At 72.4% G+C, this 26,685-nt stretch carries 22 protein-coding genes; 13 read left to right on the top strand and 9 right to left on the bottom strand.

Features of this window, described 5'->3' with window-relative positions; all coding sequences use genetic code 11:
- Positions 1–202: 202 nt before the first annotated feature.
- The 3 genes from OHT52_RS21575 to OHT52_RS21585 all read left to right on the top strand — a co-directional run bounded on the left by OHT52_RS21575 (position 203) and on the right by OHT52_RS21585 (position 2,629).
- Positions 203–904: a TerB family tellurite resistance protein gene (locus tag OHT52_RS21575; RefSeq protein ID WP_328721822.1), complete on the top strand. Its 702-nt coding sequence runs from the start codon at positions 203–205 to the stop codon at positions 902–904.
- A 96-nt stretch (positions 905–1,000) separates the two neighbouring features.
- Positions 1,001–1,747, top strand: a complete 747-nt coding sequence (gene recO, locus OHT52_RS21580) for a DNA repair protein RecO (RefSeq protein WP_328721823.1) — start codon at positions 1,001–1,003, stop codon at positions 1,745–1,747.
- A 48-nt stretch (positions 1,748–1,795) separates the two neighbouring features.
- Positions 1,796–2,629, top strand: a complete 834-nt coding sequence (locus OHT52_RS21585; protein WP_328721824.1) for an isoprenyl transferase — start codon at positions 1,796–1,798, stop codon at positions 2,627–2,629.
- An 81-nt stretch (positions 2,630–2,710) separates the two neighbouring features.
- Here the strand turns inward: OHT52_RS21585 and OHT52_RS21590 are convergent, their stop codons facing one another.
- The 4 genes from OHT52_RS21590 to OHT52_RS21605 are packed head-to-tail and all read right to left on the bottom strand — an operon-like array spanning position 2,711 to position 5,938.
- Positions 2,711–3,190, bottom strand: a complete 480-nt coding sequence (locus OHT52_RS21590) for a Fur family transcriptional regulator (RefSeq protein WP_387374942.1) — start codon at positions 3,188–3,190, stop codon at positions 2,711–2,713.
- Between the two features lie 26 nt (positions 3,191–3,216).
- On the bottom strand, positions 3,217–4,110 hold the full coding sequence (locus tag OHT52_RS21595) for a metal ABC transporter permease (protein ID WP_328721826.1): 894 nt from the start codon (positions 4,108–4,110) through the stop codon (positions 3,217–3,219).
- Positions 4,110–4,934, bottom strand: coding sequence for a metal ABC transporter ATP-binding protein (locus tag OHT52_RS21600; protein WP_328721827.1), 825 nt, complete (start codon positions 4,932–4,934; stop codon positions 4,110–4,112). Before OHT52_RS21600 ends, OHT52_RS21595 begins: the two co-directional genes overlap by 1 nt.
- 38 nt (positions 4,935–4,972) lie before the next feature.
- Positions 4,973–5,938 (bottom strand): metal ABC transporter substrate-binding protein, encoded by a 966-nt coding sequence (locus OHT52_RS21605; protein WP_328721828.1) that lies wholly within the window; start codon positions 5,936–5,938, stop codon positions 4,973–4,975.
- A gap of 222 nt (positions 5,939–6,160) precedes the next feature.
- Here OHT52_RS21605 and OHT52_RS21610 point away from each other — a divergent pair, with 222 nt between their 5' ends.
- From OHT52_RS21610 to OHT52_RS21620, 3 genes are all read left to right on the top strand, one after another.
- Entirely contained in the window at positions 6,161–7,543 is a 1,383-nt protein-coding gene (locus OHT52_RS21610; RefSeq protein ID WP_328721829.1) for a glycine--tRNA ligase, read from the top strand.
- Between the two features lie 156 nt (positions 7,544–7,699).
- Positions 7,700–7,903: a hypothetical protein gene (locus tag OHT52_RS21615; RefSeq protein WP_328721830.1), complete on the top strand. Its 204-nt coding sequence runs from the start codon at positions 7,700–7,702 to the stop codon at positions 7,901–7,903.
- A gap of 213 nt (positions 7,904–8,116) precedes the next feature.
- Entirely contained in the window at positions 8,117–8,323 is a 207-nt protein-coding gene (locus OHT52_RS21620; RefSeq protein WP_328721831.1) for a DUF6243 family protein, read from the top strand.
- A 78-nt stretch (positions 8,324–8,401) separates the two neighbouring features.
- On the opposite strand, the gene bla is transcribed toward OHT52_RS21620, so the two are convergent.
- The gene (bla, locus tag OHT52_RS21625) at positions 8,402–9,328 is read right to left on the bottom strand and encodes a class A beta-lactamase (RefSeq protein WP_328721832.1); all 927 of its coding nucleotides are present in this window, start codon (positions 9,326–9,328) and stop codon (positions 8,402–8,404) included.
- A gap of 191 nt (positions 9,329–9,519) precedes the next feature.
- Here bla and dusB point away from each other — a divergent pair, with 191 nt between their 5' ends.
- Entirely contained in the window at positions 9,520–10,668 is a 1,149-nt protein-coding gene (gene dusB, locus OHT52_RS21630; protein ID WP_328721833.1) for a tRNA dihydrouridine synthase DusB, read from the top strand.
- Between the two features lie 561 nt (positions 10,669–11,229).
- On the top strand, positions 11,230–13,941 hold the full coding sequence (gene ppdK, locus OHT52_RS21635; protein WP_328721834.1) for a pyruvate, phosphate dikinase: 2,712 nt from the start codon (positions 11,230–11,232) through the stop codon (positions 13,939–13,941).
- A gap of 235 nt (positions 13,942–14,176) precedes the next feature.
- Here the strand turns inward: ppdK and OHT52_RS21640 are convergent, their stop codons facing one another.
- The 4 genes from OHT52_RS21640 to OHT52_RS21655 all read right to left on the bottom strand — a co-directional run bounded on the left by OHT52_RS21640 (position 14,177) and on the right by OHT52_RS21655 (position 18,556).
- A complete protein-coding gene (locus tag OHT52_RS21640; protein ID WP_328721835.1) occupies positions 14,177–15,391 on the bottom strand; it encodes a beta-ketoacyl-[acyl-carrier-protein] synthase family protein in 1,215 nt (404 codons plus the stop codon).
- Positions 15,392–15,496: 105 nt separating this feature from the next.
- The gene (locus OHT52_RS21645) at positions 15,497–16,801 is read right to left on the bottom strand and encodes a cytochrome P450 (protein ID WP_328721836.1); all 1,305 of its coding nucleotides are present in this window, start codon (positions 16,799–16,801) and stop codon (positions 15,497–15,499) included.
- Between the two features lie 154 nt (positions 16,802–16,955).
- Positions 16,956–18,164 (bottom strand): beta-ketoacyl-[acyl-carrier-protein] synthase family protein, encoded by a 1,209-nt coding sequence (locus OHT52_RS21650; RefSeq protein ID WP_328721837.1) that lies wholly within the window; start codon positions 18,162–18,164, stop codon positions 16,956–16,958.
- Between the two features lie 14 nt (positions 18,165–18,178).
- On the bottom strand, positions 18,179–18,556 hold the full coding sequence (locus OHT52_RS21655) for an acyl carrier protein (RefSeq protein WP_328721838.1): 378 nt from the start codon (positions 18,554–18,556) through the stop codon (positions 18,179–18,181).
- Between the two features lie 351 nt (positions 18,557–18,907).
- On the opposite strand from OHT52_RS21655, the gene OHT52_RS21660 reads away from it, so the two are divergent.
- The 5 genes from OHT52_RS21660 (at position 18,908) to OHT52_RS21680 (ending at position 26,565) form a co-directional block, all read left to right on the top strand.
- Entirely contained in the window at positions 18,908–19,417 is a 510-nt protein-coding gene (locus tag OHT52_RS21660) for a hypothetical protein (protein ID WP_328723837.1), read from the top strand.
- Positions 19,372–20,808 carry a hypothetical protein gene (locus OHT52_RS21665; RefSeq protein ID WP_443046630.1) on the top strand — a complete coding sequence of 479 codons (1,437 nt, stop codon included), beginning with the start codon at positions 19,372–19,374 and terminating at the stop codon, positions 20,806–20,808. Before OHT52_RS21660 ends, OHT52_RS21665 begins: the two co-directional genes overlap by 46 nt.
- A gap of 107 nt (positions 20,809–20,915) precedes the next feature.
- Positions 20,916–22,430 (top strand): VWA domain-containing protein, encoded by a 1,515-nt coding sequence (locus tag OHT52_RS21670; protein ID WP_328721839.1) that lies wholly within the window; start codon positions 20,916–20,918, stop codon positions 22,428–22,430.
- 47 nt (positions 22,431–22,477) lie between these two features.
- Positions 22,478–23,602 (top strand): ATP-binding protein, encoded by a 1,125-nt coding sequence (locus OHT52_RS21675; protein WP_328721840.1) that lies wholly within the window; start codon positions 22,478–22,480, stop codon positions 23,600–23,602.
- Positions 23,603–23,766: 164 nt separating this feature from the next.
- A complete protein-coding gene (locus tag OHT52_RS21680; protein ID WP_328723839.1) occupies positions 23,767–26,565 on the top strand; it encodes a hypothetical protein in 2,799 nt (932 codons plus the stop codon).
- Positions 26,566–26,685: the final 120 nt, after the last annotated feature.

A 26,685-nucleotide genomic window follows, 5' to 3' on the forward strand; every position in this document is an offset into this window, starting at 1 on the left:
GACGGGGAGTGCACCCCGTACGCATGTCCGGTCGGTCCGACGACGCACCCTTCGCCGAACCCCGTCCGCCCGCTCCGGGTGGGCGGGGTTCGGCCATTTCCGGGTGTTGTGACAGAGGAGGTGATGACGCGGCCTCGCGCATGTGGCTAACATCACGTGCAACACACGGCAATGTTGCCGGAGCGTTACGGAGGTGTGCGACGTGCGGTCAGCCAAAGGACAACGCGCCCTGAGAAGGGGCCTGTACGGCATCCGCACCGCATGGGACGCCGTCGGTGACGGCGAGTTCTTCTGCCAGGACTGCGGCGGCGACCGCAACTACCGCCGCCTCACCGGCCGTCGCAGGCTCACCGTGCTCGGGGTGCCGCTGCTGCGGCGCGGCGGCGCGGGAACCGTCGTCGAATGCGCCGACTGCGGCGCCCACTCCGGCACCGAGGCCCTGGAGCACCCCACCACCACCCGGTTCTCCTCGATGCTCCGGGAGGCCGTGCACACGGTCGCGCTGGCCGTCCTGGCCTCGGGCGGCACCCCCCGCACCGCCCTGGAGACCGCTGCCTGCACCGTCCGCGAGGCCGGCCTCGCGGACTGCTCGGAGGACCAGCTCCTCACCGTCGTGGAGGTGCTCACCGCCGACATCGGCCACGACGACGGCGTCGGCGCCACCGCCGGGGCCTGCGGTGCGGCCCTCGCCATCGAGCTGCACGAGGTGCTCACCCCGCTCGCCCGCCACCTGGTCCCGGCCGGCCGGGAGTCGGTCCTGCTCCAGGGCGCCCGCATCGCACTGGCCGACGGCCCGTACGGCGCGGCGGAGCGCGAGGTGCTGACCACCGTGGGCCGCGCGCTGCGGCTCCGCCCCGAGGACACCGCCCGGTTGCTCACCGCGGCCGCCCGCATGCCGTCCTGAGCGCCCCTGGGCGCCCTGCGGGCGCCGCACGGGGCGGGCCCGTCGTGCCGCCGGGCCCGCCGACCCGATCGCGGGCCGGTGGGCGACAATGGGTCCATGAGCTTGTTCCGGGACGACGGCGTCGTACTGCGTACGCAGAAACTGGGCGAGGCCGACCGGATCATCACCCTGCTGACCCGCGGCCACGGCCGGGTGCGCGCGGTCGCCCGGGGGGTCCGCCGCACCAAGTCCAAGTTCGGCGCCCGCCTCGAACCCTTCTCCCACGTGGACGTGCAGTTCTTCGCGCGCGGCAGCGAGCTGATCGGCCGGGGGCTGCCGCTCTGCACGCAGAGCGAGACCATCGCCCCGTACGGCGGCCGGATCGTCACCGACTACGCCCGCTACACCGCCGGCACCGCCATGCTGGAGACCGCCGAGCGCTTCACCGACCACGAGGGTGAACCGGCCGTCCAGCAGTACCTGCTGCTCGTCGGCGGGCTGCGCACCCTCGCCGGGGGCGAACACGCCCCCCACCTCATCCTCGACGCGTTCCTGCTGCGCTCCCTCGCCGTCAACGGCTACGCCCCCAGCTTCGAGGACTGCGCGCGGTGCGGAATGCCCGGACCGAACCGTTTCTTCTCCATCGCGGCGGGCGGAGCCGTATGCGCCGACTGCCGGGTGCCCGGGAGCGTCGTACCCTCGGCGGAGGCCCTGACCCTGCTGAGCGCGCTGCTCAGCGGCGACTGGGCGACGGCGGACGCGTGCGAGGCGCGTCATGCCAGGGAGGGGAGCGGGCTGGTGTCCGCCTATCTGCACTGGCATCTGGAGCGCGGTCTGCGCTCGCTGCGGTACGTGGAACAGTGACCTCGCTGCGGTTCGTGCAGAAGCGACACAGGGAGACGAGAGAAGCTCATGGCAGTACGCGGGATCCTCGGCGGCCGTAACCGGCGCACGTACAAGACCCCCGAGCCGCACCCGTCCGGTGCGACACCCCCGAAGATCCCCGCCGAGCTGGTGCCCCAGCACGTGGCCGTCGTGATGGACGGGAACGGCCGCTGGGCCAAGGAGCGCGGTCTCCCGCGCACCGAGGGCCACCGGGTCGGCGAAGGCGTCGTCATGGACGTCCTCAAGGGCTGCATCGAGATGGGCGTCAAGAACCTCTCGCTCTACGCGTTCTCCACGGAGAACTGGAAGCGGTCCCCGGACGAGGTGAAGTTCCTCATGAACTTCAACCGGGACGTCATCCGCCGCCGACGGGACGAGATGGACGAGCTCGGCATCCGCATCCGCTGGGTCGGCCGGATGCCCAAGCTGTGGAAGTCCGTCGTCCAGGAGCTCCAGGTCGCCCAGGAGCAGACCAAGGACAACGACAAGATGACGCTGTACTTCTGCGTCAACTACGGCGGCCGGGCCGAGATCGCCGACGCCGCGCAGCGCATCGCCGAGGACGTGGCGGCGGGCAGGCTCGACCCGTCGAAGGTCAACGAGAAGACGTTCGCGAAGTACATCTACTACCCGGACATGCCGGACGTGGACCTCTTCGTGCGCCCCAGCGGCGAGCAGCGCACCTCCAACTACCTGATCTGGCAGAGCGCCTACGCCGAGATGGTGTTCCAGGACGTGCTGTGGCCCGATTTCGACCGCCGCGACCTGTGGCGCGCCTGCCTGGAGTACGCCCGGCGCGACCGCCGCTTCGGCGGCGCGCAGGAGGCCGCCCCGGCCGGGGAGCCCGCGCCCGGGGCGTGAGCCGCAGCAGCCGGACAGGGAACGGCGGAGGGGGAGAACCGGTCACCGGTTCTCCCCCTCCGCCGTACGTCGTCGCCGGGGTCAGTGCTTCCCGGCCGCGCACTCGGCGCACTCGGCGCAGGTACCGAAGATCTCCACGGTGTGCGCCACGTTGACGTAGCCGTGCTGGGAGGCGATCGTCTCTGCCCACTGCTCCACGGCCGGGCCCTCCACCTCGACGGCCTTGCCGCAGACCCGGCAGACCAGATGGTGGTGGTGGTCGCCGGTCGAGCAGCGGCGGTAGACGGACTCGCCCTCGGTGGTGCGCAGCACGTCCACCTCGCCCGCGTCGGCGAGGGACTGCAGGGTGCGGTAGACGGTGGTCAGACCGACCGAGTCGCCCCGGTGCTTGAGGACGTCGTGCAGCTCCTGGGCGCTGCGGAACTCGTCCACCTCGTCGAGCGCCGCCGCGACCGCCGCCCGCTGGCGGGTGGACCGCCCCCGTACCGGAGCCGCGTTCGTGCCACTGATCGGCGCCGCCACAGCTGCCTCCTCATGTCGCCCGTACAGGTGTCGGGCCATTGTGCCAGCCGCACCGGGCGAATTCCTCATACGCGCACGTCGTCCGCGGCGGTGCGACTGCCCGGTACCTCCAGGGTGCACTTCCCCGGTTCCTCGGTGCGGCCCCTGGCCCGGCGGCGGGCCAGCGGGGCGGCCAGCGCGGTCAGCGCGACGAAGGCGGCGATGGCCAGCAGCACGATCGTCGCGCCGGGGGGCACGTCCTGGTAGTAGGAGGTGACGGTGCCGGCCAGGGTGACGGCGGTACCGATCACCACGGAGAGCACGAAGGTCAGCCGGAAGGACTTCGACACCTGCTGGGCGGCCGCGACCGGTACCACCATCAGCGCGCTGACCAGCAGCAGACCGACGACCCGCATGGCGACGGTGACCGTCACGGCTGCCGTCACCGCGATCATGAGGTTCAGCAGCCGCACCGGCAGTCCGGTGACCCGCGCGAACTCCTCGTCCTGGCTGACCGCGAAGAGCTGGCGGCGCAGACCCACGGTCACCAGCACCACGAACGCGGCGAGCAGGACGATCGCCCAGACGTCCTGGGACGAGACCATGGAGAGCGAACCGAAGAGGTACGAGGTGAGGTTGGCGTTCGAGCCGGTGTCGGAGATGTTGATCAGCATCACGCCGCCCGCCATGCCGCCGTAGAAGAGCATGGCCAGGGCGATGTCGCCGCGGGTGCGTCCGAACCAGCGGATCAGCTCCATGACGACCGCGCCGGCGACCGCGACGGCGGTGGCCATCCAGACGGGGCTGGTGGAGAGCAGGAAGCCGAGGCCGACACCGGTCATCGCGATGTGCCCGATGCCGTCGCCCATGAGGGCCTGGCGGCGCTGGACGAGGTAGATGCCGATGGCGGGGGCGGTGATGCCGACCAGGACGGCGGCGATCAGCGCGCGCTGCATGAAGGGGGGCGTGAGGAATTCCATCAGGTCAGCAGTCCCGTTCGGACGGGCTCGGAAGCCGCGTGGGGGTGGACGTGGTCGTGGCCGGGGAGCGCGTGCTGCCCGACGGAGCGCGGCGGCGGACCGTCGTGCGTCACACAGCCGTCGCGCAGCACGACCGCGCGGTCGATCAGGGGCTCCAGCGGGCCCAGCTCGTGCAGGACCAGCAGCACGGTGGTGCCGGCGGCGACCTGCTCGCGCAGCGTGGTGGCGAGGATCTCCTGGCTGGCGAGGTCGACCCCGGCCATCGGCTCGTCCATGATCAGCAGTTCGGGCTCGGAGGCCAGCGCGCGGGCGATCAGGACCCGCTGGTGCTGCCCGCCGGAGAGCGCGCTCACCGAGTCGTTCGCGCGGTCGCTCAGCCCGACGAGGGCGATGGCCCGGTCGACGGCGGCGCGGTCGGCCCGGCCCGGGACGCGCAGCCCGGTGCGCGACAGCCGGCCGGAGGAGACGACCTCCCGGACGGTCGCCGGGACGCCCGCCGAGGCGGTGGTGCGCTGCGGTACGTAGCCGACGCGGGCCCAGTGGCGGAAGCGCCGGAGCGGGGTGCCGAAGAGCTCGACGGTGCCGCTGGTGAGGGGGACCTGGCCGATGGCGGAGCGTACGGCGGTGGACTTGCCGGAGCCGTTGGCGCCGAGCAGGGCGACGACCTCTCCCGCGTGGACGGTCAGGTCTACCCCGCGCAGCACGGGTCGGGAGCCAAGGGTGGCGGTGGCGCCGGTGAGCCGGATCACGGCTTCGGTCTCCGGCTTCCCGGCGCCGGTCCTGCTCCCGGCGGTGGCCGGGGCGGGAATGACGGGCTCGTCCATGGGTGTCTCCGGTCCGGGTTCGGGGGTCACGGCGTCGGTCACTTGGCGCCCAGGGCCTTCTGGAGGGCGGCGAGGTTCGACTCCATGACCTGGATGTAGTCGTCGCCCTTCGACTTGTCGGTGATTCCCTCCAGCGGGTCCAGGACGTCGGTGCGCAGCCCGGTGTCCTTCGCGAGGGTCTTCGCCGTCTTGTCGCTGGCGAGCGTCTCGAAGAACACGGTGGTGGCGCCGTCCTCCTCGGCGATGTGCTGGAGGTCCTTGACGCGCGCCAGGCTCGGCTCCGCCTCGGGGTCGACTCCGGCGATGCCCTCCTGGGTGAGGCCGTAGCGCTCGGCGAGGTAGCCGAAGGCGGAGTGCGTGGTGAGGAAGGTCTTGGTGGTCGTGGACTTCAGCCCGGCCGCGTACTCCGTGTTCAGCGCGTCCAGTTTCTTGACCAGCGCGTCGGTGTTCGCGCGGTAGTCGGCCGCGTGGGCGGGGTCGGCCTTCTCCAGGGACTTGCCCACGCCCTCGGCGACCTCGGCGTACTTCACCGGGTCCAGCCAGACGTGCGGGTCGCGGCCGGCCGTTTCCTCGTCGTCGCCGGCGTGGTCGTCGGACGACGCGTGGTCGTGGCCGTCGACCTCGGAGCCGTGCGTCTCCATGGTGGTGAGCTTCGCGGCGTCCACGGTGTTCTTCGCACCGGACTGGGCGATGGCGTCGTCCACGGCGGGCTGGATGCCCTTGAGGTACAGGATGTAGTCGGCGTCGGTCAGCGAGCCGATCTGGCGGGGGCTGAGCTCCAGGTCGTGCGGTTCGACGCCGGGCTTGGTCAGCGTGGTGACCGAGACGTGGCTGCCGCCGATCTCCTCGGCGAGGTACTGCATGGGATAGAAGGACGCGACCACGTCCAGCTTGCCGTCGGACCCGCCGGCGGTGTCGGAACCGGAGCAGGCGGAGAGGGCGGTGATGCCGAGGGCGACCGCGCCGGCGACGGCGGTGGCGGGTATGAGGCGGCGTACGTTCATGAATCCCATTTTCAACAAAACTGGAAACGATTGTCAACAAGGATGATGAACCGACCGGAAGCGCGAGAGGGTCGGGAGCGCACTCCGGCCCCCGATTTGATCCGGGGGGTGCGCCCGCCGGTAATCTTGGGCATTCGCTCGCCCGTCTCCTGAGCACCACCCCCCAGCGAGGCGCTCAGCGCCGCTTCTGTCCCGTTTCGCCGTCGTAATGAAGAGAGCACCGTGGCCGCCGACAAGATCGACTCCATCGTCAGCCTGAGCAAGCGCCGTGGCTTCGTCTATCCCTGCAGTGAGATCTACGGTGGCCAGAAGGCCGCCTGGGACTACGGCCCGCTGGGCGTGGAGATGAAGGAGAACCTCAAGCGCCAGTGGTGGCGCTACATGGTCACCTCGCGCGAAGACGTGGTCGGCCTCGACTCGTCGGTGATTCTGGCCCCCGAGGTCTGGGTCGCCTCCGGTCACGTCGCCACCTTCAGCGACCCGCTGACCGAGTGCACCTCCTGCCACAAGCGCTACCGCGCCGACCACCTGGAGGAGGCGTACGAGGCGAAGCACGGCAAGCCCCCGGTGGGCGGCCTCGCCGACCTCAACTGCCCCAACTGCGGCAACAAGGGCACCTTCACCGAGCCCAAGCAGTTCTCGGGTCTGCTCTCCACCCACCTCGGCCCGACCCAGGACTCCGGATCGGTCGCCTACCTGCGCCCCGAGACCGCCCAGGGCATCTTCACCAACTTCGGCCAGGTGGCCCAGACTTCCCGCAAGAAGCCGCCGTTCGGCATCGCGCAGATGGGCAAGTCCTTCCGGAACGAGATCACTCCGGGCAACTTCATCTTCCGCACCCGCGAGTTCGAGCAGATGGAGATGGAGTTCTTCGTCAAGCCGGGCGAGGACGAGGAGTGGCAGCAGTACTGGATGGACCAGCGCTGGAACTGGTACACGGACCTCGGCATGCGCGAGGAGAACATGCGCTGGTTCGAGCACCCGCAGGAGAAGCTCTCCCACTACTCCAAGCGCACCGCCGACATCGAGTACCGCTTCCGCTTCGGCGGCAACGAGTGGGGCGAGCTGGAGGGTGTCGCCAACCGCACCGACTACGACCTGAAGGCGCACTCCAAGGCCTCCGGCACCGACCTGGTCTACTTCGACCAGGAGGCCAACGAGAAGTGGACGCCGTACGTCATCGAGCCGGCGGCCGGTGTCGGCCGGGCGATGCTGGCCTTCCTCCTGGACGCCTACGTCGAGGACGAGGCGCCCAACGCCAAGGGCGTCATGGAGAAGCGCACCGTGCTGCGCCTCGACCCGCGCCTCGCGCCGGTCAAGGTCGCCGTGCTGCCGCTCTCCCGCAACGCGCAGCTGTCGCCGAAGGCCAAGGGCCTCGCCACCGACCTGCGCAAGAACTGGAACATCGAGTTCGACGACGCCGGTGCCATCGGCCGCCGCTACCGCCGCCAGGACGAGATCGGTACGCCGTTCTGCGTCACCGTCGACTTCGACACCCTGGACGACAACGCGGTGACCGTCCGCGAGCGCGACAGCATGAAGCAGGAGCGTGTCTCCCTGGACCAGATCCAGGCGTACCTGGGCGCCCGTCTGCTGGGCTGCTGACGCCTCACCGGCATCACGGGCGCCGACGCGTCACGGAGCCGTGGTGCGGGGAGCCGACGCACCACGCATCACGGTTTCGCTCCGAAGCCCCCGGACCCCGCGCGGGGTCCAGGGGCTTCGTCGCACACTGGGCGCACCCCTACCCCGGAGGTCGCCATGGTGTCCACGACCCAGAGCAAGGTCAGCCGCTGGGACCGGCACGGGCGTGAACACGTCGTCCGGGTACGGAAGTCGGGGGTCCAGCGGCTGCTGACCTGCGAGACCTGCGGCTGGCGCAAGGGGGCGCAGTTCCTGCCCTGGCTGAAGGCGCAGGAGCACCTCGCCGAGGCCCACCAGGCGACGATCGACCCGGGAGCCTGAGCGTCCGCCGAGGGGTACGGGACCGGAGGCGGCGGAAAATCCGGTGCCGGACGCTCCCGGCGCGGGGTACGGTTTCCGGCATGTCGTTCTTCCAGATCTACGAGTGAGCGCGCGGCAGGGCTGAGCGGTACCACCCTCGAGCCCGCCGCCCCACGGATCGATCCGTGAGCACCGCGGACCCCCCTTCTCACCCCCACACGGGAGAACACCACCATGGCCAAGAGCCGCAACAACCTCCTCGGCGTCGGCGGACAGCGCAAGAAGCTGTCCCGTGCCGAGCAGCAGGGCGCGGGCACCGTCCGTGACGCCGACCGCAAGGTGGCGGAGGACAAGAAGCAGGAGCTGGTGCGCAAGATGCGCGAGCGCGCCACCGGGACCACCGCCGCCCCGGAGACGGACACCGCCGAGGGCCAGAGCTGACGCGTTGACCCGAACACGGCCGTGGGGCCCGGACCGCCGTCGTGCGATCCGGGCCCCACGGCCGTGGTGCGGGCCGGCTCAGCCGACCGCCGCCGCCAGCACCGCCGCCGCCTTCGCCACCAGCGGGTGGTCGCCGACCGCCGTGGCCTGCGGCTTGGTCGTCAGCACGGTCACCACCACCGGCTCGCCCTCGGCCGTCCAGGCGACCCCCGCGTCGTTGCAGGTGCCGTAGGAGCCGCCGCCGGTCTTGTCGGCGATCGTCCAGTCCTTCGGCAGCCCCGTCCGGAAGCGGGTCGCGCTGGTCCGGCAGTTCAGCAGCCAGCCGGTGAGCCGCTCGCGGTCGCTCGGCGTGAGCGCGTCACCGAGGACGAGTCGGGCGTACGTACGGGAGAGGGCGTAGGGGCTGGTGGTGTCCCGCCACTGCCAGGGTTCGGCCGAGTTCAGCTCCGTCTCCCACCGGTCCAGCCGGGTCGTGTCGTCCCCGAGCGACCGGCAGAAGCGGGTGACCGCCGAGGGGCCGCCCAGCTCCCGCAGCAGCAGGTTGCCCGCGGTGTTGTCGCTGTCGCAGATCGCCGCGTCGCAGAGCTCCGCCACGGTCATCCCGGTGGCCAGATGGGCCCGGGTGACGTCGGAGGCGTCGACCAGGTCCGCCTCCGTGTAGCGGACCCGCTTGCCCAGCACCTCGCCGTCGCGGTCCAGGTCACGCAGGACGGCCGCCGCCGCGAGCGTCTTGAAGGTCGAGCAGAGCGGGAAGCGTTCCCCGGCCCGGTGCGCCACCGTGGTGCCGGTGGCGAGGTTGTGGGCGTACGCGCCGAGGCGGGCGCCGTGCTCCTGCTCCAGGGCCCGCAGCGCGGCCAGTGCGTCCTGGGCGCCTGCCGCGAGCTCTCGGGGCGACCCGGTGGCGTGCGCGGTGCCCGCGGTCAGCAGCGTGCCGGCGCCGACCGCCCCGGCCAGCGTCAGCAGGCTCCGGCGGGACGGGTGCGGGGCGGGGGAGCGGTGGGGCATGAGAGGAACCTCTCGTCGTTCCGTACGTAAGGTCATGCCGCCCGACGCTAACGACCCGCCGCCGGAACCCCGTGTTCCGCCGTGCCGGGCGTGGCGGGCGTGACGGGCGGGACGCGTGGGTCGTACGGGGAGAGGTGGCGGAGGCGTACCGGCCCGGCGGAGGAGTTCCGCGCGTACGGGACAATGGGGGGATGACCACGCTCGCCCCCGCGCCCCAGCAGCTCCGCATCGGCCCGCACACCGTGCAGCCGCCGGTGGTCCTCGCCCCCATGGCCGGTATCACCAACGCGCCGTTCCGCACCCTGTGCCGTGAGTTCTCCGGCGGCCGGGGGCTGTTCGTCAGCGAGATGATCACGACGCGGGCGCTGGTCGAGCGCAACGAGAAGACCATGCAGCTCGTCCACTTCGACGCGAGCGAGACCCCCCGGTCGATCCAGCTCTACGGTGTGGACCCGGTCACGGTCGGCAAGGCCGTCCGCATGATCGTCGACGAGGACCTCGCCGACCACATCGACCTGAACTTCGGCTGCCCGGTCCCCAAGGTGACCCGCAAGGGCGGCGGCTCGGCGCTCCCGTACAAGCGACCGCTGCTCCGCGCGATCCTGCGCGAGGCCGTGGGGAACGCGGGTGAGCTGCCGGTCACGATCAAGATGCGCAAGGGCATCGACGACGACCACCTCACCTACCTCGACGCCGGCCGGATCGCCGTCGAGGAGGGCGTGGCCGCCGTCGCGCTGCACGGCAGGACCACGGCCCAGCACTACGGCGGCACCGCCGACTGGGAGGCCATCGCCCGCCTCAAGGAGCACGTCCCGGAGATCCCCGTCCTCGGCAACGGCGACATCTGGTCCGCCGAGGACGCCCGCCGGATGATGGCCGAGACCGGCTGCGACGGCGTGGTCGTCGGTCGCGGCTGCCTCGGCCGCCCCTGGCTCTTCGGCGACCTGGTCGGCGCCTTCGACGGCACGAACACCAAGCGTGAGCCGGCCCTGCGCGAGGTCGCCGAGGTGATGGTGCGCCACGCGACCCTGCTGGGCGAGTGGATCGGCGACGAGGCGCGCGGCGTCATCGACTTCCGCAAGCACGTGGCCTGGTACCTCAAGGGCTTCGCCGTGGGCTCGGAGATGCGCAAGAAGCTCGCGATCACCTCCTCCCTGGAGGAGCTGGCCGGTCAGCTGAACGAGCTGGACCTCGACCAGCCGTGGCCGGACGGCGCGGACGGCCCGCGCGGACGCACCTCGGGCAACAACCGGGTGGTGCTCCCGGACGGCTGGTTGAAGGACCCGTACGACTGCTCCGGCGTGAGCGCGGACGCCGAGCTGGACACCTCCGGCGGCTGATCGCGGCGGCCCACGAGGGTACGGAGTGCCTCCTCGGAGGCGCCGCTCGTATGAGCGCCGGACGGGCGGGCATCGTCGACCCCGGTTCGCAGACATGTGCGGGCCGGGGTCTTTCGCTGCCCCCGGACTCACCATCCGCGTGCAGGGGTGCACGAAGGGTGACACCCAGGCATCCGTATGGTGACATCCGGGCGCCCTCACCGACGTGATACTCGCCACTTCTGAGGGTGGTTTCGCTCATACGAGCGCATCGAAAGGGTCGGAGGCGCGACTCAACTTCTCAAATGATGGCACCGCGTGCCAGATGTGCAGACTTCGATCGATCGACGCGGCGCTTCGCCGAGAGTGACGGACGGCCGGTGATGCGTCGCGGAAGGTCACCTTGCGTTCGAGAGGTGAACGCATCGCTCGCCAGGGTGGTCGACCCCTCTCACTTTCGATCTGCTGGCAGACGGGTGGTTACGGCCGCACGATGGAGAAGTGGACGCCACCGGACACCTTTGATCTGGGTATGTTCCTGGCCGTCAGGGCACTCACCGCGTCCTCAAGGAGTCGAGACCCGTGTCGGGAAACAACGGTCCTCAGAAGTTCGTCTACGACTTCACCGAGGGCAACAAGGATCTGAAGGACCTGCTCGGTGGGAAAGGTGCGAACCTCGCCGAGATGACCAACCTCGGTCTGCCGGTCCCTCCCGGCTTCACCATCACCACCGAGGCGTGCAAGGTCTACCTCGACAGCGGAGTCGAACCCGCCGAACTCCGCGACGAGGTGAGCGCCCATCTCGCCGCCCTCGAAACGCGGATGGGCAAGACCCTCGGCCAGGCCGACGACCCGCTCCTGGTCTCCGTACGCTCCGGCGCCAAGTTCTCGATGCCCGGAATGATGGACACCGTCCTCAACATCGGCCTCTCCGACGCCTCCGTCGTCGGGCTCGCCGCGCAGGCGGGCGACGAGCGCTTCGCCTGGGACTCGTACCGCCGCCTCATCCAGATGTTCGGCAAGACCGTGCTCGGTGTCGGCGGCGACCTCTTCGAGGACGCGCTGGAGGACGCCAAGCGGGCCAAGAAGGTCGAGGTCGACACGGACCTCGGCGCCGAGGACCTCAAGAAGCTCGTCAAGAACTTCAAACGGATCGTGAAGACCGAAGCGGGCCGCGACTTCCCTCAGGACGCGCGGGAGCAGATGGACCTGGCCATACACGCCGTCTTCCAGTCGTGGAACACCGACCGGGCCAAGCTCTACCGCCGCCAGGAGCGCATCCCCGGCGACCTCGGCACCGCCGTCAACATCTGCTCGATGGTCTTCGGCAACCTCGGACCCGACTCGGGCACCGGCGTCGCCTTCACCCGCGACCCGGCCAGCGGCCACCAGGGCGTCTACGGCGACTACTTGCAGAACGCCCAGGGCGAGGACGTCGTCGCGGGCATCCGCAACACCGTCCCGCTCGCCGAACTCTCGTCCATCGACCGGGCGTCCTACGACCAGTTGATGCAGATCATGGAGACCCTGGAGACCCACTACCGGGACCTCTGCGACATCGAGTTCACCATCGAGCGCGGCCAGTTGTGGATGCTCCAGACCCGCGTCGGCAAGCGCACCGCCGGCGCGGCCTTCCGGATCGCCACCCAACTCGTCGACCAGGGGCTCATCGACGAGGCCGAGGCGCTCCAGCGCGTCACCGGCGCCCAGCTCGCCCAGCTGATGTTCCCCCGCTTCGACGACACCGCGAAGACCAGGCTGCTCGGCCGGGGCATCGCCGCCTCACCGGGCGCCGCCGTCGGCAAGGCCGTCTTCGACTCGTACACCGCGATCAAGTGGTCCCGCTCCGGCGAGAAGGTCATCCTGATCCGCCGCGAGACCAACCCCGACGACCTCGACGGCATGATCGCCGCCGAAGGCATCCTGACCTCGCGCGGCGGCAAGACCTCGCACGCCGCCGTCGTCGCCCGGGGCATGGGCAAGACCTGTGTCTGCGGCGCCGAGGAGATCGAGGTCGACACCAAGCGCCGCCGGCTCACCGTGGGCGACACCGTGGTCGAGGAGGGCGACCTCGTCTCCGTCGACGGCTCCACCGGCAAGGTCTACCTCGGCGAGGTACCCGTCGTACCGTCCCCGGTCGTCGAGTACTTCGAGGGCCGGATGCACGCGGGCGCCGACGACGCCGACGAACTCGTCGCCGCCGTCCACCGGATCATGGCGTACGCGGACCGGATGCGCCGGCTGCGGGTACGGGCCAACGCCGACAACGCCGAAGACGCCCTGCGCGCGCGCCGGTTCGGCGCCCAGGGAATCGGCCTCTGCCGCACCGAGCACATGTTCCTCGGTGAGCGGCGCGTCCTCGTGGAGAAGCTGGTCCTCGCCGACACGGACGCCGAACGCGAGGCGGCCCTCGCGGAGTTGCTGCCGCTCCAGAAGGCCGACTTCATCGAGCTCTTCGAGTCGATGGACGGACTGCCCGTCACCGTACGGCTGCTCGACCCGCCGCTCCACGAGTTCCTGCCCGACATCACCGAACTCTCGGTGCGCGTCGCGCTCGCCGAGTCCCGCAAGGACGCCAACGAGAACGACCTCCGGCTCCTCCAGGCCGTGCACAAGCTGCACGAGCAGAACCCGATGCTGGGCCTGCGCGGGGTACGCCTCGGGCTGGTCATCCCCGGCCTCTTCGCCATGCAGGTCCGTGCCATCGCCGAGGCCGCCGCGCACCGGAAGAACGCCAAGGGCGACCCCCGCCCCGAGGTGATGATCCCGCTCGTCGGCACGGTCCAGGAGCTGGAGATCGTCCGCGAGGAGGCGGACCAGGTCATCGCCGAGGTCCAGGCGGCCACCGGGACCGACCTCAAGCTCACCATCGGCACCATGATCGAGCTGCCCCGCGCCGCACTGACCGCCGGTCAGATCGCCGAGGCCGCGCAGTTCTTCTCCTTCGGCACCAACGACCTCACCCAGACCGTGTGGGGCTTCTCCCGCGACGACGTGGAGGCGTCCTTCTTCACCGCCTACCTGGAGAAGGGCATCTTCGGGGTCTCCCCGTTCGAGACCATCGACCAGGACGGCGTCGGCGCCCTGGTGCGCAGCGCCGTCGAGGCCGGCCGCGCCACCCGCCCCGACCTCAAGCTCGGCGTCTGCGGCGAGCACGGCGGCGACCCGGAGTCGGTGCACTTCTTCCACGAGGTGGGCCTCGACTACGTCTCCTGCTCGCCGTTCCGCATCCCGGTCGCCCGGCTGGAGGCGGGCAGGGCCGCCGCCGCGCCGAAGGAGAGCGACAGCCGCTGACGAGCCCCTTCCGGCTTCCCGGCCACCGACTTCCGGAGCCGCCACCACCGGGCCACCCCGACCCCTCGCCCCGGCCCGGGCGGCGCCTCCGGAACCCGAGCGGCGGCACCCTGTGCGGGGGTGCCGCCGCTTCTCCACGTCCGGGGCCCTGTGCCGCGGGCGGGTGCCGTGCGCACGGGGCGCGTCCACCGAGTGGTGAAGAGAGCGGCGCCGCGCGTCCGGTGGCACCGCGTGCTCAGGGAGTGGTGAAGATCAGCGCCGCGTTCTGGCCGCCGAAGCCGAAGGAGTTGGAGGCGGCGACGGAGAGCGCGACCGGGCGCGGGGCGCCGGTGACCACGTCCAGGGCCAGGCCCTCGTCCTGGCGGGAGAGGTTGGCGGTCGGCGGGACGAGCTGCTGCTCCAGGGTGAGGACCGTCAGGGCCGCCTCGATGGCGCCGGCGGCGCCCAGCGAGTGACCGAGGACGCCCTTGGGGGCGGTGACCGGCGGGGGCGTACCGTCGAAGACCCGGAGCAGGGCCCGCGCCTCGGCGGTGTCCCCGGCCTGGGTGGACGTGCCGTGGGCGTTGACGTGGCCGACGTCCGAGGGGGCGCAGCCCGCGTCGGCGAGGGCGGCCCGCAGGGCGCTTTCGGCGCCGCGGCCCTCCGGGTGCGGGGCGACAGGGTGGTGGGCGTCGCTGGTCGCGCCGAAGCCGCGCAGCAGCGCCCGGGTGCGCGCCCCCCGGGCCGGCGCGCGGTCGGGGCGTTCCAGGACGAGGACGGCGGCCCCCTCGGAGAGGACGAACCCGTCCCGGTCCGCGTCGAACGGGCGGGACGCCCCATCGGGCCCGCCCCGGGAGAGGGCCCGCATCTGGGTGAAGCAGGTGGCGGCCATCCGGGAGCGCCCGGACTCGCTGCCCCCGGCCAGCACGATGTCGCAGGTGCCGGAGGCGATCAGGCCGCGGGCGACACCCAGTGCGGTGGCCCCGGAGGCGCAGGCGCTGGTGACGGTGAAGTTGGGGCCGCGTACGCCGAGGTCGAGCGCGACCTCGGCGGCGGCCATGCTGGCCACGCTCCGGGGCAGCGCCAGGGGCGAGACCAGGTGCGGCCGTTCCTCGCCGAGCAGGGTGAACTCGCGTACGTACGTCTCCATGCTGTTGCAGCTGACGCCGAGGACGACACCGATCCGGTCGGCGTCCCAGGTGGCCGGGGAGAGTCCGGCGTCCGCCACGGCCTGACGGGCGGCCACCAGGGCGAGCTGGCAGAAACGGTCCAGCCGACGGGCCAGGCGGCGCCCGAGCATGGCCTCCGGGTCGAGATCGACGGGGCAGGAGAGATCGACGGGAAGGCCCGCCAGCACGGGATCACGCCGGGCGAGACTCCTGCCCGCGCACACGCCGTCCCAGGTCGAGGCGGCGTTCCCGCCGGCCGGGGTGATCATGCCGATGCCGGTGACGGCGGCTTCAGCCGGCATGGTGCGTCCTTCGGGTGGTGGCGGGTGAGCGGCTCGCCGAGGGACCGGGGCCGTCCGGGGACGTGGGAGCGGCGGGCATGGGGACGGGCGATGCGGGGGTGAGGGTCATCGGGGGGCTCTCGCGAGGGTGGTGAGCAGGCGGACGTGGTGGGGGAGGGCGGTTCCGGCCATCGGCGCGGCGCCTTCGGGGCCGAAGGCCGGGAGGCCCGGCGCCGGGTCGGCGGCGAGGCGCAGGGAGGGGAACCGGCTGAGCAGGGCGGGGAGGAACTCGCCCAGCTGCAGGCGGGCGAGGGCCGCGCCGACGCAGTAGTGGATACCCACGCCGAAGGTCAGGTGCGCGGTGGAGGTGGCGGCGGCCCGGGGATCGCGGTTGGCCGCCGGTACCACCACGATCAGCCGCTGCTGGGCGGCGACGGGCACCCCGGCCAGTACACAGCCTCGGGTCGCGACGCGGCCGACGACCGCGGCGGCGGGCCGGGTGCGCAGCACGCCCTCCACGGCCGTCCCCATGTCCTCGGGCCGCCGGCGCAGCGCGGCCGTCAGCTCGGGGCTGCTCAGCACGGCGTACGCCGCGCTGGTCAATGAGGACTGGACGGTCATGAAGCCGGTCACGAACAACTGGGCGGTGTGCACCACGACGTCGTCGGTCCCCACCCCCTCCGCCCGGGCGGCGGTCACCCAGGCGGAGAGGAAATCGGTGCCGGGGCACCGCTCCCGCTCCTGGACGACCCGCAGGAAGTACGCGAACAAGGCGGCGTCCGCCGCGTCCGCGTCGTCCAGATCGGCCTCGGAAGGGAAGAGCTCGGCGGCTGCCGTCCAACGGGCGCTCAGGCTCGCGAGCATGGGTGCGTCCTCGTCGGGCAGCGTGAGGATCTTGCACATGACCCGGGAGGGCAGCGGGCGGCTGACGTGTTCGGTCAGGTCGGCGGTGCCGTGGGCGGCCAGTGCGGCGCCCAGGTCGTTCAGGCCGCTGTGGACGAGGCCGGTCACCACGGGCCGCAGCTCGGCGAGCGCGGTGCGGTGGAAACCCTGGGCCAGATGGGCCCGGAGCGCCGTGTGGCGGGGAGGGTTGGCGTTGGGCAGGGAGGACGCGTAGCTGACCACGCTGCGGTGGTGGCGCCAGCCGCCGGCGTGCGCGTCGCGCCAGGCGGTGTCCGGGAGGACGAACGCCGGATCGCGCAGGACGTGGCGGCACTCCTGGAAGCCGGTGACGACGGCCGCGTTGAGCGCGGGTACGGGGATCACCGGGCCCAGCTCCCGCAGCCGGTCGAACACCGGGTACGGGTCGGCTTCGGTGCGCAGCCGGCGGAGCAGGCGCATCACCTGACCCTGGAGACCGGGGGCCTCGGTCTCGGTGACGGACGGGGTGGCCGGGTAGGGCGACGGGGTGGTGGGGAGGACGGCGCTCATGGGGTTCGGTGCTTCCAGTGGTTCACGGGGAGCGGCGGGGGCGCCGCGCCGTTCGGTGCGGGGTGCGGGCGGTCGCGCGGCTCTTCGGCGGCGGGGTACGGGCGTCGGGCGGTACGGGGCGTGGGCGCGGGGCGGATGTCCGGCCGCGCGGGGGTCAGGAGGCCATCAGGGCCAGGGCGCTGTTCTGGCCGCCCAGGGCGGTGGAGACGCACAGCGCGGTGCGCGCCGCACTCGGGCGGGGGACCTTGGTGACGAGGTCGACGCCCTCGGCGAAGGCGGGGTCCGGTTCGGTGAGGTTCGCCGTCGGCGGGATGGTCCGCCGGGCGAGGGTGAGCACGCTGAGGACGGCCTCGATGCCCCCCGACCCCGCGCCGGCGTGACCGAGGGCGGCCTTGGTGGCGGTGACCGGCGGGCGGTGCGGCAGCACCCGGGCCAGCCAGGACGCCTCCGCCGCGTCGTTGGCCGGTGTCGCCGCACCGTGGGCGTTGACGTGCTCCACGTCCTGCGGCTGCCAGCGGGCGTCGGCGAGCGCGGCGCGTACCGCCCGCTCGGCGCCCCGGCCCTCGGGGTGGACGGCGGCGATGTGGTGGGCGTCGCCCGCGGCCCCGTAACCGGCCGTCCAGGCCAGCACCGGTGCGCGGCGGGCCCGGGCGTGCGCGGCGCGCTCCAGCACCAGGATTCCGGCGCCCTCGGCGGCCACGAAACCGTCCCGGCCCCTGCCGAAGGGGCGGGCCGCGTCGCGCGGGTCGCAGGGGCGGGAGGAGAGAACTCCCAACTGGGCGAAGGCCGTCACGGCGAGGGGGTGGCAGAGGCACTCGGAACCGCCGGCCACCGCGATGTCGAGGGCGCCGGAGCGCAGCAGATCGCGGGCGACGCCGATCGCGGTCAGCCCGGAGGCGCAGCCCGCCGAGGTCGCGAAGTTCGGTCCGGCCGCGCCGAGATCGAGGGCGACCTCGGCCGCGCTCGCGCTGGGCAGGCTGCGGGGCAGTGCCATCGGTGGGACGGTCTCGGGGCGTCCGGCGGCGAGCTTGCCGCAGACGTCGACGAGGCCGTCGACGCTGGAGCCGCCCGTACCGATCACCACTCCGACGCGGACCGGGTCCCAGTCCCGGTCGGCGAGCCCCGCCATGGCCACGGCCTCGCGGGCGGCGACCATGCTGAGTTGTGTGTTCCGGTCCATCCGGCGCGCCAGACGCCGTCCGAGGAGCGCGTCGGGGTCGAAGTCCGGTACCCGGCAGGAGATGTCCACCCGCAGTCCGGCCAGCAGCGGGTCGCGGGTGGCCGTCGACACCCCGGCGAGGGCGGCTCGCCAGCCGGCCTCCACACCGGTCCCGCCGGGCGTGACCAGACCCAGGCCCGTCACGACGACACCGGCCTTCACGACTGGGCAGGCGCGACGAACAGAGCCTGGTCGAACGACGGTGCGGGGGCCTCGGACCGGGCCTGATCGGGTGAGGGGGCCGCGGTCGCGGCCTCCGGGCGGGCCGGGCCGGGCGACGGCGCGGCGGCCGTGGCCGGGGGGCGCGCCCGGTCGAACTCCGCCGCCATCTGCCCCAGGGTGCTGTCGGGACTCATCTCCACGTCCTCCAGGCGTACCCCGGTGGACTCGGTGATGATCACCGCCAACTCCGCCAGGGAGAGCGAGTCCAGTTCCAGTTGACGGGCCGTCGCGTCGGGCCGCACCTGGTCCTCGTCAAGCCCGAACTCCTCGACCAGCAGTCTGGTCAGCATCTCGTACATCGCGCCGTCCTCCATGAAGTTGTTTCTTGCGCAAACACAGTCGCCAACGACGCCAAGCCCTCCTGGTCACCCCGAAACACCGATTCGCCAGGGTTGACACGCGAGAGACCCCGCATACGGCCGTGTGGCGGGGGGTGGCGCGAACGGGGGTGGGGTGGCGCGACGACCTGGCAGGCGGCGGTCCGGCGGCCTGCCGGGGGCGGTGCCCGGTCCGGTGCGGGGCGAGCCGACCGCGTTGTCAGTGGGCGCACGTATGTTCATTCGTGTTCCGCCTCCGCCGTCGCGGCGCGGTGCCCCCCTCTGCGCGGAAACCCCTTCGGGTCGTAAAGGCCCTTCGAACACACAGGAGATGACGTGTCGTCAGAAATGGAGAGGTCGAGCACGGCGCGGGTGATCCCGCCCGCCCGGCCGCGCAAGCTCGCCAAGGTCCCGTTCGTGGAACTCGCCGACGGCAGGTTGCAGGGCGTGGTCTCCAGCGGGTCGGACATCGAGCGCGTCTACGTCTCGTCCGTCGAGACACGGACCTTCGCCTACGCCTGCAGCACCAACAACAACCGTCCCTGCGGCGGAGCGCGCGGGGGCTTCTGCAACCACATACGTGCCCTGGTCAACGAGTCCGTCCTCCAGTACGGCGCCGAGCGCGTGGCCCGCTACCTCAAGGCCGAGTCCGCCGACGGCGAGCCGAGCGCGGCGGGCATCACCGCCACCATGACGGCCACCCGCCCCGGCCCGGCGGACAGCAAGGCCGCCGCACCCGTCTTCAGCCGGTTCCTGCACCACCTCGCCTACCTCGAACTCGCCCCGACCACGCTGCCGCTGCCCGAGATGCAGTGGTTCCCGCCGACCCGGTCGCCGTACGGGGCGGTGGCGGCCTGATGCGCGCCGACCTGCTCACCCGGGAGATCGACGGACTCGAAGAGGCGTTGGCCGCCGCCGACTCCTTCGACCGGGTCCTGGTGACCGGCCTGCTCCGGCCGGGCCCCGCCCAGGCCGCCGCGCTGGCGGAGTTCGCGGAGGCTCTCACCGGCAGCCCGCTCGCCGCCCGGGTCGCCGAGGCGGCCGGGAAGGCGGCGTCCGGGGCCGCGGGCGAGGAGCACTTCACCGCCCTCGCGGCGGGCCGCGCCGCGCTGCTCGGCGCCGCCCACGACGCCCTGACCTCCCGGGCCCAGGAAGCGGCGGGTCGTACGGCGGCCGCACCGGCAGCCCCCGCCGCCGTCGCCGGGACCCCGGCGAACCTGCTGGTCGCCGCCCGCTCCTGGCTCAGTGACCTGGCCCGCTGCGGCTGGCGAGGCATCGACCACGAGGTGGTCCAGGGGGCGGCCCGGGTCGTCTCCGCGATGCTCGACGACCCGGAACTGCGCCGCTTGGCCGCCCTTCTGGACGGCTTCGCCGCCGAACTCGCCGCGTCCTGCCCGGGAGCCACCCTGGAGCGGGTACCGGTCCGGCGCTGGGCCGACCTCTGGGCGCGGGCGATGCTGCTCACCGTGCCCGGCGCGATCGTCGCCCCGGAGACCGTCCCGGCCACCGGTCGGCTGCTGCCGCTCGGGGTGGACCTGCAGGAGCACGCCACCGCCGTACAGGCGCAGGTGCACGCCGTGTTCGAACCCGCGGACGGCTCCACGCCGTTCCTGGTACGGGCGTCGGTGTCGGCGCCCAAGCCCGACTCGGTCGTCGGCGCCGGGCTCTGGCAACTGCTCCGCCCCCACTTCTCGCTGCTCGCGGCGGTGGGCGAGGGCCGTGCCATGGAGCTGACCGGCATGCCCCTCACCGCGGCGGGCGACCTGGTCTGGAGCGCCGGACACGCCCGCACGGGCGAGCCCGCCGACTCCTTCGCCACCGCCCGGGTCGCCCTGCCCACCGCGACCGGCCGGGCGACCGCCCCGCTGGACCGGCACCCCACGGCCGTCGCCGTACCCGTCTTCCTCGACGGCTACGCCACGGCGGCCGGGGAGGACGGTTCGGTGTCGTTCACCCTCGCCGGACAGACCCTCGGCGTCGACGCGGACCGGATTCCGGCCGCCGGACCGCTCACCCCCGAGGCCGTCCTCGCCTCGGGAGCGTGCATCGGACTGCTCCGCTGGGACGCGGGGGAGTTCCGCCTCCAGCCGCTGGCCGTGGAGACCACCGTGCGGAAGAAGGCGGTGGCGGTGCACGCCGGGGCCTGGGCCGGAGGCACCACCGACAAGGCCGGGACCAGGGCCGAGAAGGCCGCCACGGACGCGGCGGCCGTACTGCGCGAACGCGCCGGAAGGCTGCTGCGGAAATGACCGGACGGACGGACGACATCGGACAACTCGAAGCCCCGGCGCCCCAGGGAGCCCCAGGAGCCCCGGCACCCCAGGGAGCCCCAGGAGCCCCGGCAGCCCGGGGAGCCATGGGAGACACGGCCGCCCCGGAGGACGGGCCCGGAGCGGAATCGCAGGACAACCGCCGTCAGGTCCTCTACTGGCGGCTCCTCGCCCGGCTCTTCGACCCCGAGGAGCAGGCGGCGCTGGAATCGGCGAGCCTCGCCGTGGTCGAGGACATCGGCCTGCCGCCCGCGCTGCTCGACCCGCAGGCCTCGGTCGACTCGGTGGTGCAACGCCACCCGGGGCTGGCCGCCGAGTTCGACGGGCTGCTGACGGCGGACGCCGACGCGGACGCGGACGAGAGAGCGAGCGCGGACGCGGAGGCGAGAGCAGGGACGGAGGCGGAAGCGGAGGCGAGAGCGGGGACGGACGACGACGCCGACGCCTCCGACCGGGACAGGGCGGCCGAGGTACGGCGTGCCGCACTGGTCTCGAAGGTGCTGCTGAACGTCTTCGCGACGGGCAGGGGCGCGGTCACCGCCGGGCAGTTGTCGCGCTGGCAGGCCGACGCGGGCTGGCTGGAGCGGGCGCTCGGCTGCGAGCCCGGCACCCTGCGTGGCGGACGCCCCGGCGGCCACCGCGCCTCGGGCGCCGGCGTGAGCCGCACCGGATCGGGCGGCGGTACGTCCCCCGACCTGAGCCGGCTGATCCCGGCGATCGGCCCCGAACTCGGCGCCCTCGAAGCGGATCTCGTCCGGCGGATGCGGCTGCGCGAGGTGCTCGCCGACCCGAAGCTCGCCGCGCGGCTCACCCCGAGCATGTCGCTGATCGAACAGTTGCTGCGCGACAAGAACAACCTGGACGGTGTCGCCCTGGCCAACGCCAAGGCGCTGATCCGGCGATTCGTGGACGAGGTCGCCGAGGTGCTGCGTACCCAGGTGGAGAAGGCGACCGTCGGGCCGCTGGACCGCTCGGTCCCGCCGAAGCGGGTCTTCCGCAACCTCGACGTCGACCGCACGATCTGGAAGAACCTGACCAACTGGAGCCCCGAGGAGGAGCGGCTCTACGTCGACCGCCTCTACTACCGCCACACCACGCGGAAGACGACCCCGCAACGGCTGGTCGTGGTGGTCGACCAGTCGGGTTCCATGGTCGACTCGATGGTCAACTGCACCATCCTGGCCTCCATCTTCGCCGGGCTGCCCAAGGTCGACGTCCACCTCGTCGCGTACGACACCAAGGCCCTCGACCTCACCCCCTGGGTGCACGACCCCTTCGAGACGCTGCTCCGCACCCAGCTCGGCGGCGGCACCGACGGCACGGTCGCCATGGCACTGGCCCAGCCGAAGATCGCGGAGCCCCGCAACACCGTCGTGGTGTGGATCTCCGACTTCTACGAATGGCAGTGCGAGCCGCTCTTCGAGAGCATGGCCGCCCTCCATCGCTCGGGCGTCAAGTTCATCCCGGTGGGCTCGGTGACCAGCGCCGGACGCGGCAGCGTCAACCCGTGGTTCCGCGAACGTTTCAAGGACCTCGGTACGCCGGTCCTCTCCGGTCACATACGCAAGCTCGTCCACGAGCTGAAGAACTTCCTCACCTGAGTACGCGCTTCCCGCCCGGCTCCCTCCCGATCCCCGAAAGGCCCGACATGTCCGACCTGCTGCGCGCTCCCGCCGAGATCAAGTACGCCGAGGAGCTGGACTGGCTGGAATCGGTGGACGACGGCCCCAAGCCGTTCTCCTGGCGGCTGTCGCCGAAGATGGTCCGCCTGTTCATCCTGGGCTCCGAGCGCGCCGACGGTCTCGACCGAGAGATCGCCCAGAAGTGGTTCGGCGACCGCAGTTTCGTGGAGCGTTCCATCGTCACCCTCGCCTCCGACCGCGGGCTGCTGCTGATCGGCGACCCGGGTACCGGCAAGAGCTGGCTCGCCGAGCTGCTGTCCGCCGCCATCAGCCGCAACTCCACGCTGGTGGTGCAGGGCACGGCCGGCACCACCGAGGACCACATCAAGTACTCCTGGAACGTCTCGATGGTGATAGCCAAGGGCCAGTCCCGGGAGTCGATGATCCCCTCGCCGATCATGACCGCCATGGAGACGGGCACCATCGGCCGCTTCGAGGAGCTCACCCGCTCCACCAGCGACGTCCAGGACGCGCTGATCTCCATCCTCTCGGAGAAGTACGTCTCCGTCCCCGAGCTGGGCAGCGGTGAGGGCGACGACAACATCGTCTTCGCCAAGCCCGGATTCTCGGTCATCGCCACCGCCAACAGCCGGGACCGGGGTGTCAACGACCTCTCCTCCGCGCTCAAGCGCCGCTTCAACTTCGTCCGCATCCCCGTGGTGACGAACAAGAGGAGCGAGGCGGAGATCGTCCGCTTCCGCACCGAGGAACTGCTGCGCCGCCATCGGATCGATCTGGACGTGCCGCCGACGCTGCTCGACGTACTCCTGCGGAGCTTCGCCGATCTGCGCGCCTCCGCCGCCGCGGCGGGCAGCGACGACGAGAAGCTGGAGTCCGCCCTCTCCAGCGCCGAGCAGATCGGCGTACTGGAGGACGCCATCCTGCACAGCAACTTCTTCGGGGAGCGGGAACTCACCGCCCGTACCCTCGCCTCCTCGCTCGTCGGATCGCTGGTCCGGCGCGAGCCCGAGGACCTGGCCATCCTCAACAAGTACCTGCACGGGGTCGTGGAGCCGCGCGGCAAGGAGGAGGGCGGCGCATGGCCCGAGTTCCTGGAGGGCGGCCGGGACGCGATCGCCACCCTGGCGTGACGGACGTGGGATTCATCGACGGAGCGAGAGAGGAGGACACCGTGACGGAGACGGACGCGGAGGTGACGGTCGCGGGGCAGCCGGTCGCGGGGCAGCCGGGGGCGGGGCAGCCGGGGGCGGGACAGTCGGTCGCGGGACAGCGGGAAACCGCCGGGTTCGACGCGCTGCGCGGGCAGTTGAAGGCGGCGGCGACGGCCTTCGCGGACGGGCCGCACGCCCTGGAAGGCATCCTCCTCGGCCTCGTGGACGACGTGGACCGCGCCGTGCGCGAACCGCTGGAGATCTTCCCGGTCTGCCACCACTCGCCCGCCTCGGCGACCGCGATGGCCCGGCGGCTGCGGGAGAAGCAGCCGAAGGTCGTCTACCTGGAGCTGTGCGAGGACATGGCGCCCCTCCTCACCGAACTGCGCAACTGCCGGCTCCCGGTGGCGGTGCAGGCCTTCGCGAGCGAGGTCGAGGGCTTCCCCGCCGCGTGGGCCCCGCTCTCGGTGGTCGCGCCGATCACCGAGGCGTCCGCCGAGTACCAGGCCATCGCCTACGCACTGGACACGCCGGGCGTCGAACTGGTCCTCGTGGACAGGTCGTCGGACCACGTCTTCCAGTGGCAGGCACGCGCCGAAGGGGACGAGGAGACGTCCCTGGCCCCCGCCGCCCCCGTCCCCACCGAGGAGGACGCCGCGCTGCACGGTGACGCGGTCGGCGTGGAGATCGGCGACCTGCGTCCGCGCTTCGCCGAACTGGAGGAGCACCTGCTGCACCACGGGCGGGTCCGGCACTGGTCGGAGTGGTGGCACCAGTACGTCGAACTCCCGCTCGGCGACGCCGACCACGACACGTACCGGCAGATCATGCTGCTGATCGGCAGCCTGTTCCGGCGCCTCGCGCCCGAGGACGCGCGGCGCACCCGCGTGGACGAGGACCGCGAACGGTACATGTGGACCCGGATGCGGGAGCACCTGGCCGCGACCGGCACCGACCCCGCCGACTGCCTCTACGTCTGCGGCGCGTTCCACGCGGCCAGCCGCGTCGCCGAGTTCGGCGTCGCGGGCGCCGACGGCTTCGAGATCAGCCCGCCGAGCGCCAGCGTCTGGAGCTACGGCCTGATCCCCTCCAGCCACACGGCCATCGAGGCGCAGTTCGGCCTCGCCCCGGGGTCGGTGTCGATCGCCGCGACCCAGTGGACGAAGAACCTCAAGCGCACCCGGGTGAAGCCCTACCGCCTGGCCGGTCAGGCGGGCACGAAGAAGGCCGCCCGGACGGTCCCGAAGGCCCAGCCCCAGGACCGGACCCCGGCACCCGCGGCGGCGGCGGAGGACGTCCCCGACCGGCTCTCCGGATTCCTGCGCCTCCCGCCCGTAATGGACGGTCTGGACGAGGCCGAACTCCTCGGCTGGTCCGTGGAGATCGTGCGCGCCGCCCGCCGCAACGGCTACCTCGCCTCCACCGCCGACGCCATCGCCGTCTTCGAGACCTCGATCCTGCTGGCCGGGATGCGCGACCGGGCCCGTCCCACCCCGTACGACTTCCAGGACGCGGCCGTCACCTGCATCGAGAAGGACTCCGTCCCCGGGCGCCGGGACGTGCGCCGGCTCGTGGAGATCATGATGGGCGGCGACCGGATCGGCCGGGTCGGCTACGACTCGCTGCCGCCGCTCGCCCGCGACGTGCACGACCGGCTCGCCCCGCTGGGGCTCGACCTCCAGCAGCGCGGGGTGCGCCGGGCACTGCTCGACATGGTCGCCCGGCCCGAGCTGGAGCGCTGCTCCGACGTGCTCTGGATGCTGCGCCGGCTGATGCCTCAGGACACCGCACGGCCGATCATGGGGGAACGAGGGCTCGGCGAGCGCTCCCTCCAGGAGTCCTGGGACCTCGCCCTCGGCACCGACCAACGCGCCCTGATCGAGATGGGGTACGAGGGCGTCAGCATCGAACAGGTCCTGGAACAACGGCTCCGGAAGGCCGCGTACGCCCCGCGGGCGACCACCGCGGCCGTGCTCGGGGCGGTGGAGGACGCCACGCTCCATCTGCGCGGCGGACGCCTCGCCGCCGAACTCGGCGCCCGTGCCCTGGAGGTGCTCACCACCGAGCGCGGCGTGGACGGCGCCCCCGAGGTGCTGAGCCGGATACGCCGGCTGCTGGCGTACTACCGCACCAGCGAGCCGGTGCTCCCGCCGTGGATCGAGTCCTTCGTCAAGGCGGGTTACGCGCACTACTGCACCCTGCTGCCGACCGCGTTCACCGACGAGGGGGCGACCGGCCGCCAGGTCGCGGCCACCCTGGGCTTCCTCTTCTCCATGGAAGGGCTGGCGCTCTCGCTCGGCTGCGACCGTACCCAGCTGGAGCTGGCCCTCGCCCAGTCGCACCCCGAGGAGCCCGCCCGGGTGGCCCTGCTGTGGGCGGCCCGCACACACCTCGGGCAGCTCTCCCGGGAGGAACTGCGCGCGCGGTGCGACGGACTGCTGGCCAACCCCCTGGTGGTGCCCGCCTATCCGCGCTACCTCAGCGGGTTCCTGCACGCCCTGGAGCCGGTGCCGCAGCTCGCCGACTTCGTCGTGGAGGCCGTCTCGAACGCCTTCGCACGCCTTCCCGACCGGGTGCTGCTGCCCTGGCTGCCGACGCTCATCACCACCCTGCGGGCCGAGGGCGCCGACCTCGCCCCGCTGCTGATCCGGGAGGCCGGACGGATCTTCCCCGGCCGACTGGACGCGCTGGACACCTTCGTACCCCCCTGGCGCGAGCCCGCCCCGGACGCGGCGGCGCCCCGGGGCCCCGCGACCGGTACCGGAGCGCGTACGGGCGTCGCCCTGCTCGCCGCGTACCCCGCGACCTGCGACGCGGTGGCCGCACTGCTGGGCTGCGACGGCGGATGGGAGACGGCCGCCCCCGCCCCGGCGGGCGCCGCGCTCCTCGCCCGGCATCCGGAGCCGGCCGGTGCGCTGGAGGCGCTGCTGGCCGGAGCGTGACACCGGAAGCGGCCCGCGATCCCTGGAACTCGATCCTCCGGGGCGCGGGCCGTTCCGGGGAGCCGTCGGGGACCGGCGGCTCCCCGGCCAGAGAGTAGGAGGCGGCGGGCGGCCCCGCGC

Origin of the sequence: Streptomyces sp. NBC_00247, from assembly GCF_036188265.1 — a bacterium.
GTDB lineage: Bacteria > Actinomycetota > Actinomycetes > Streptomycetales > Streptomycetaceae > Streptomyces.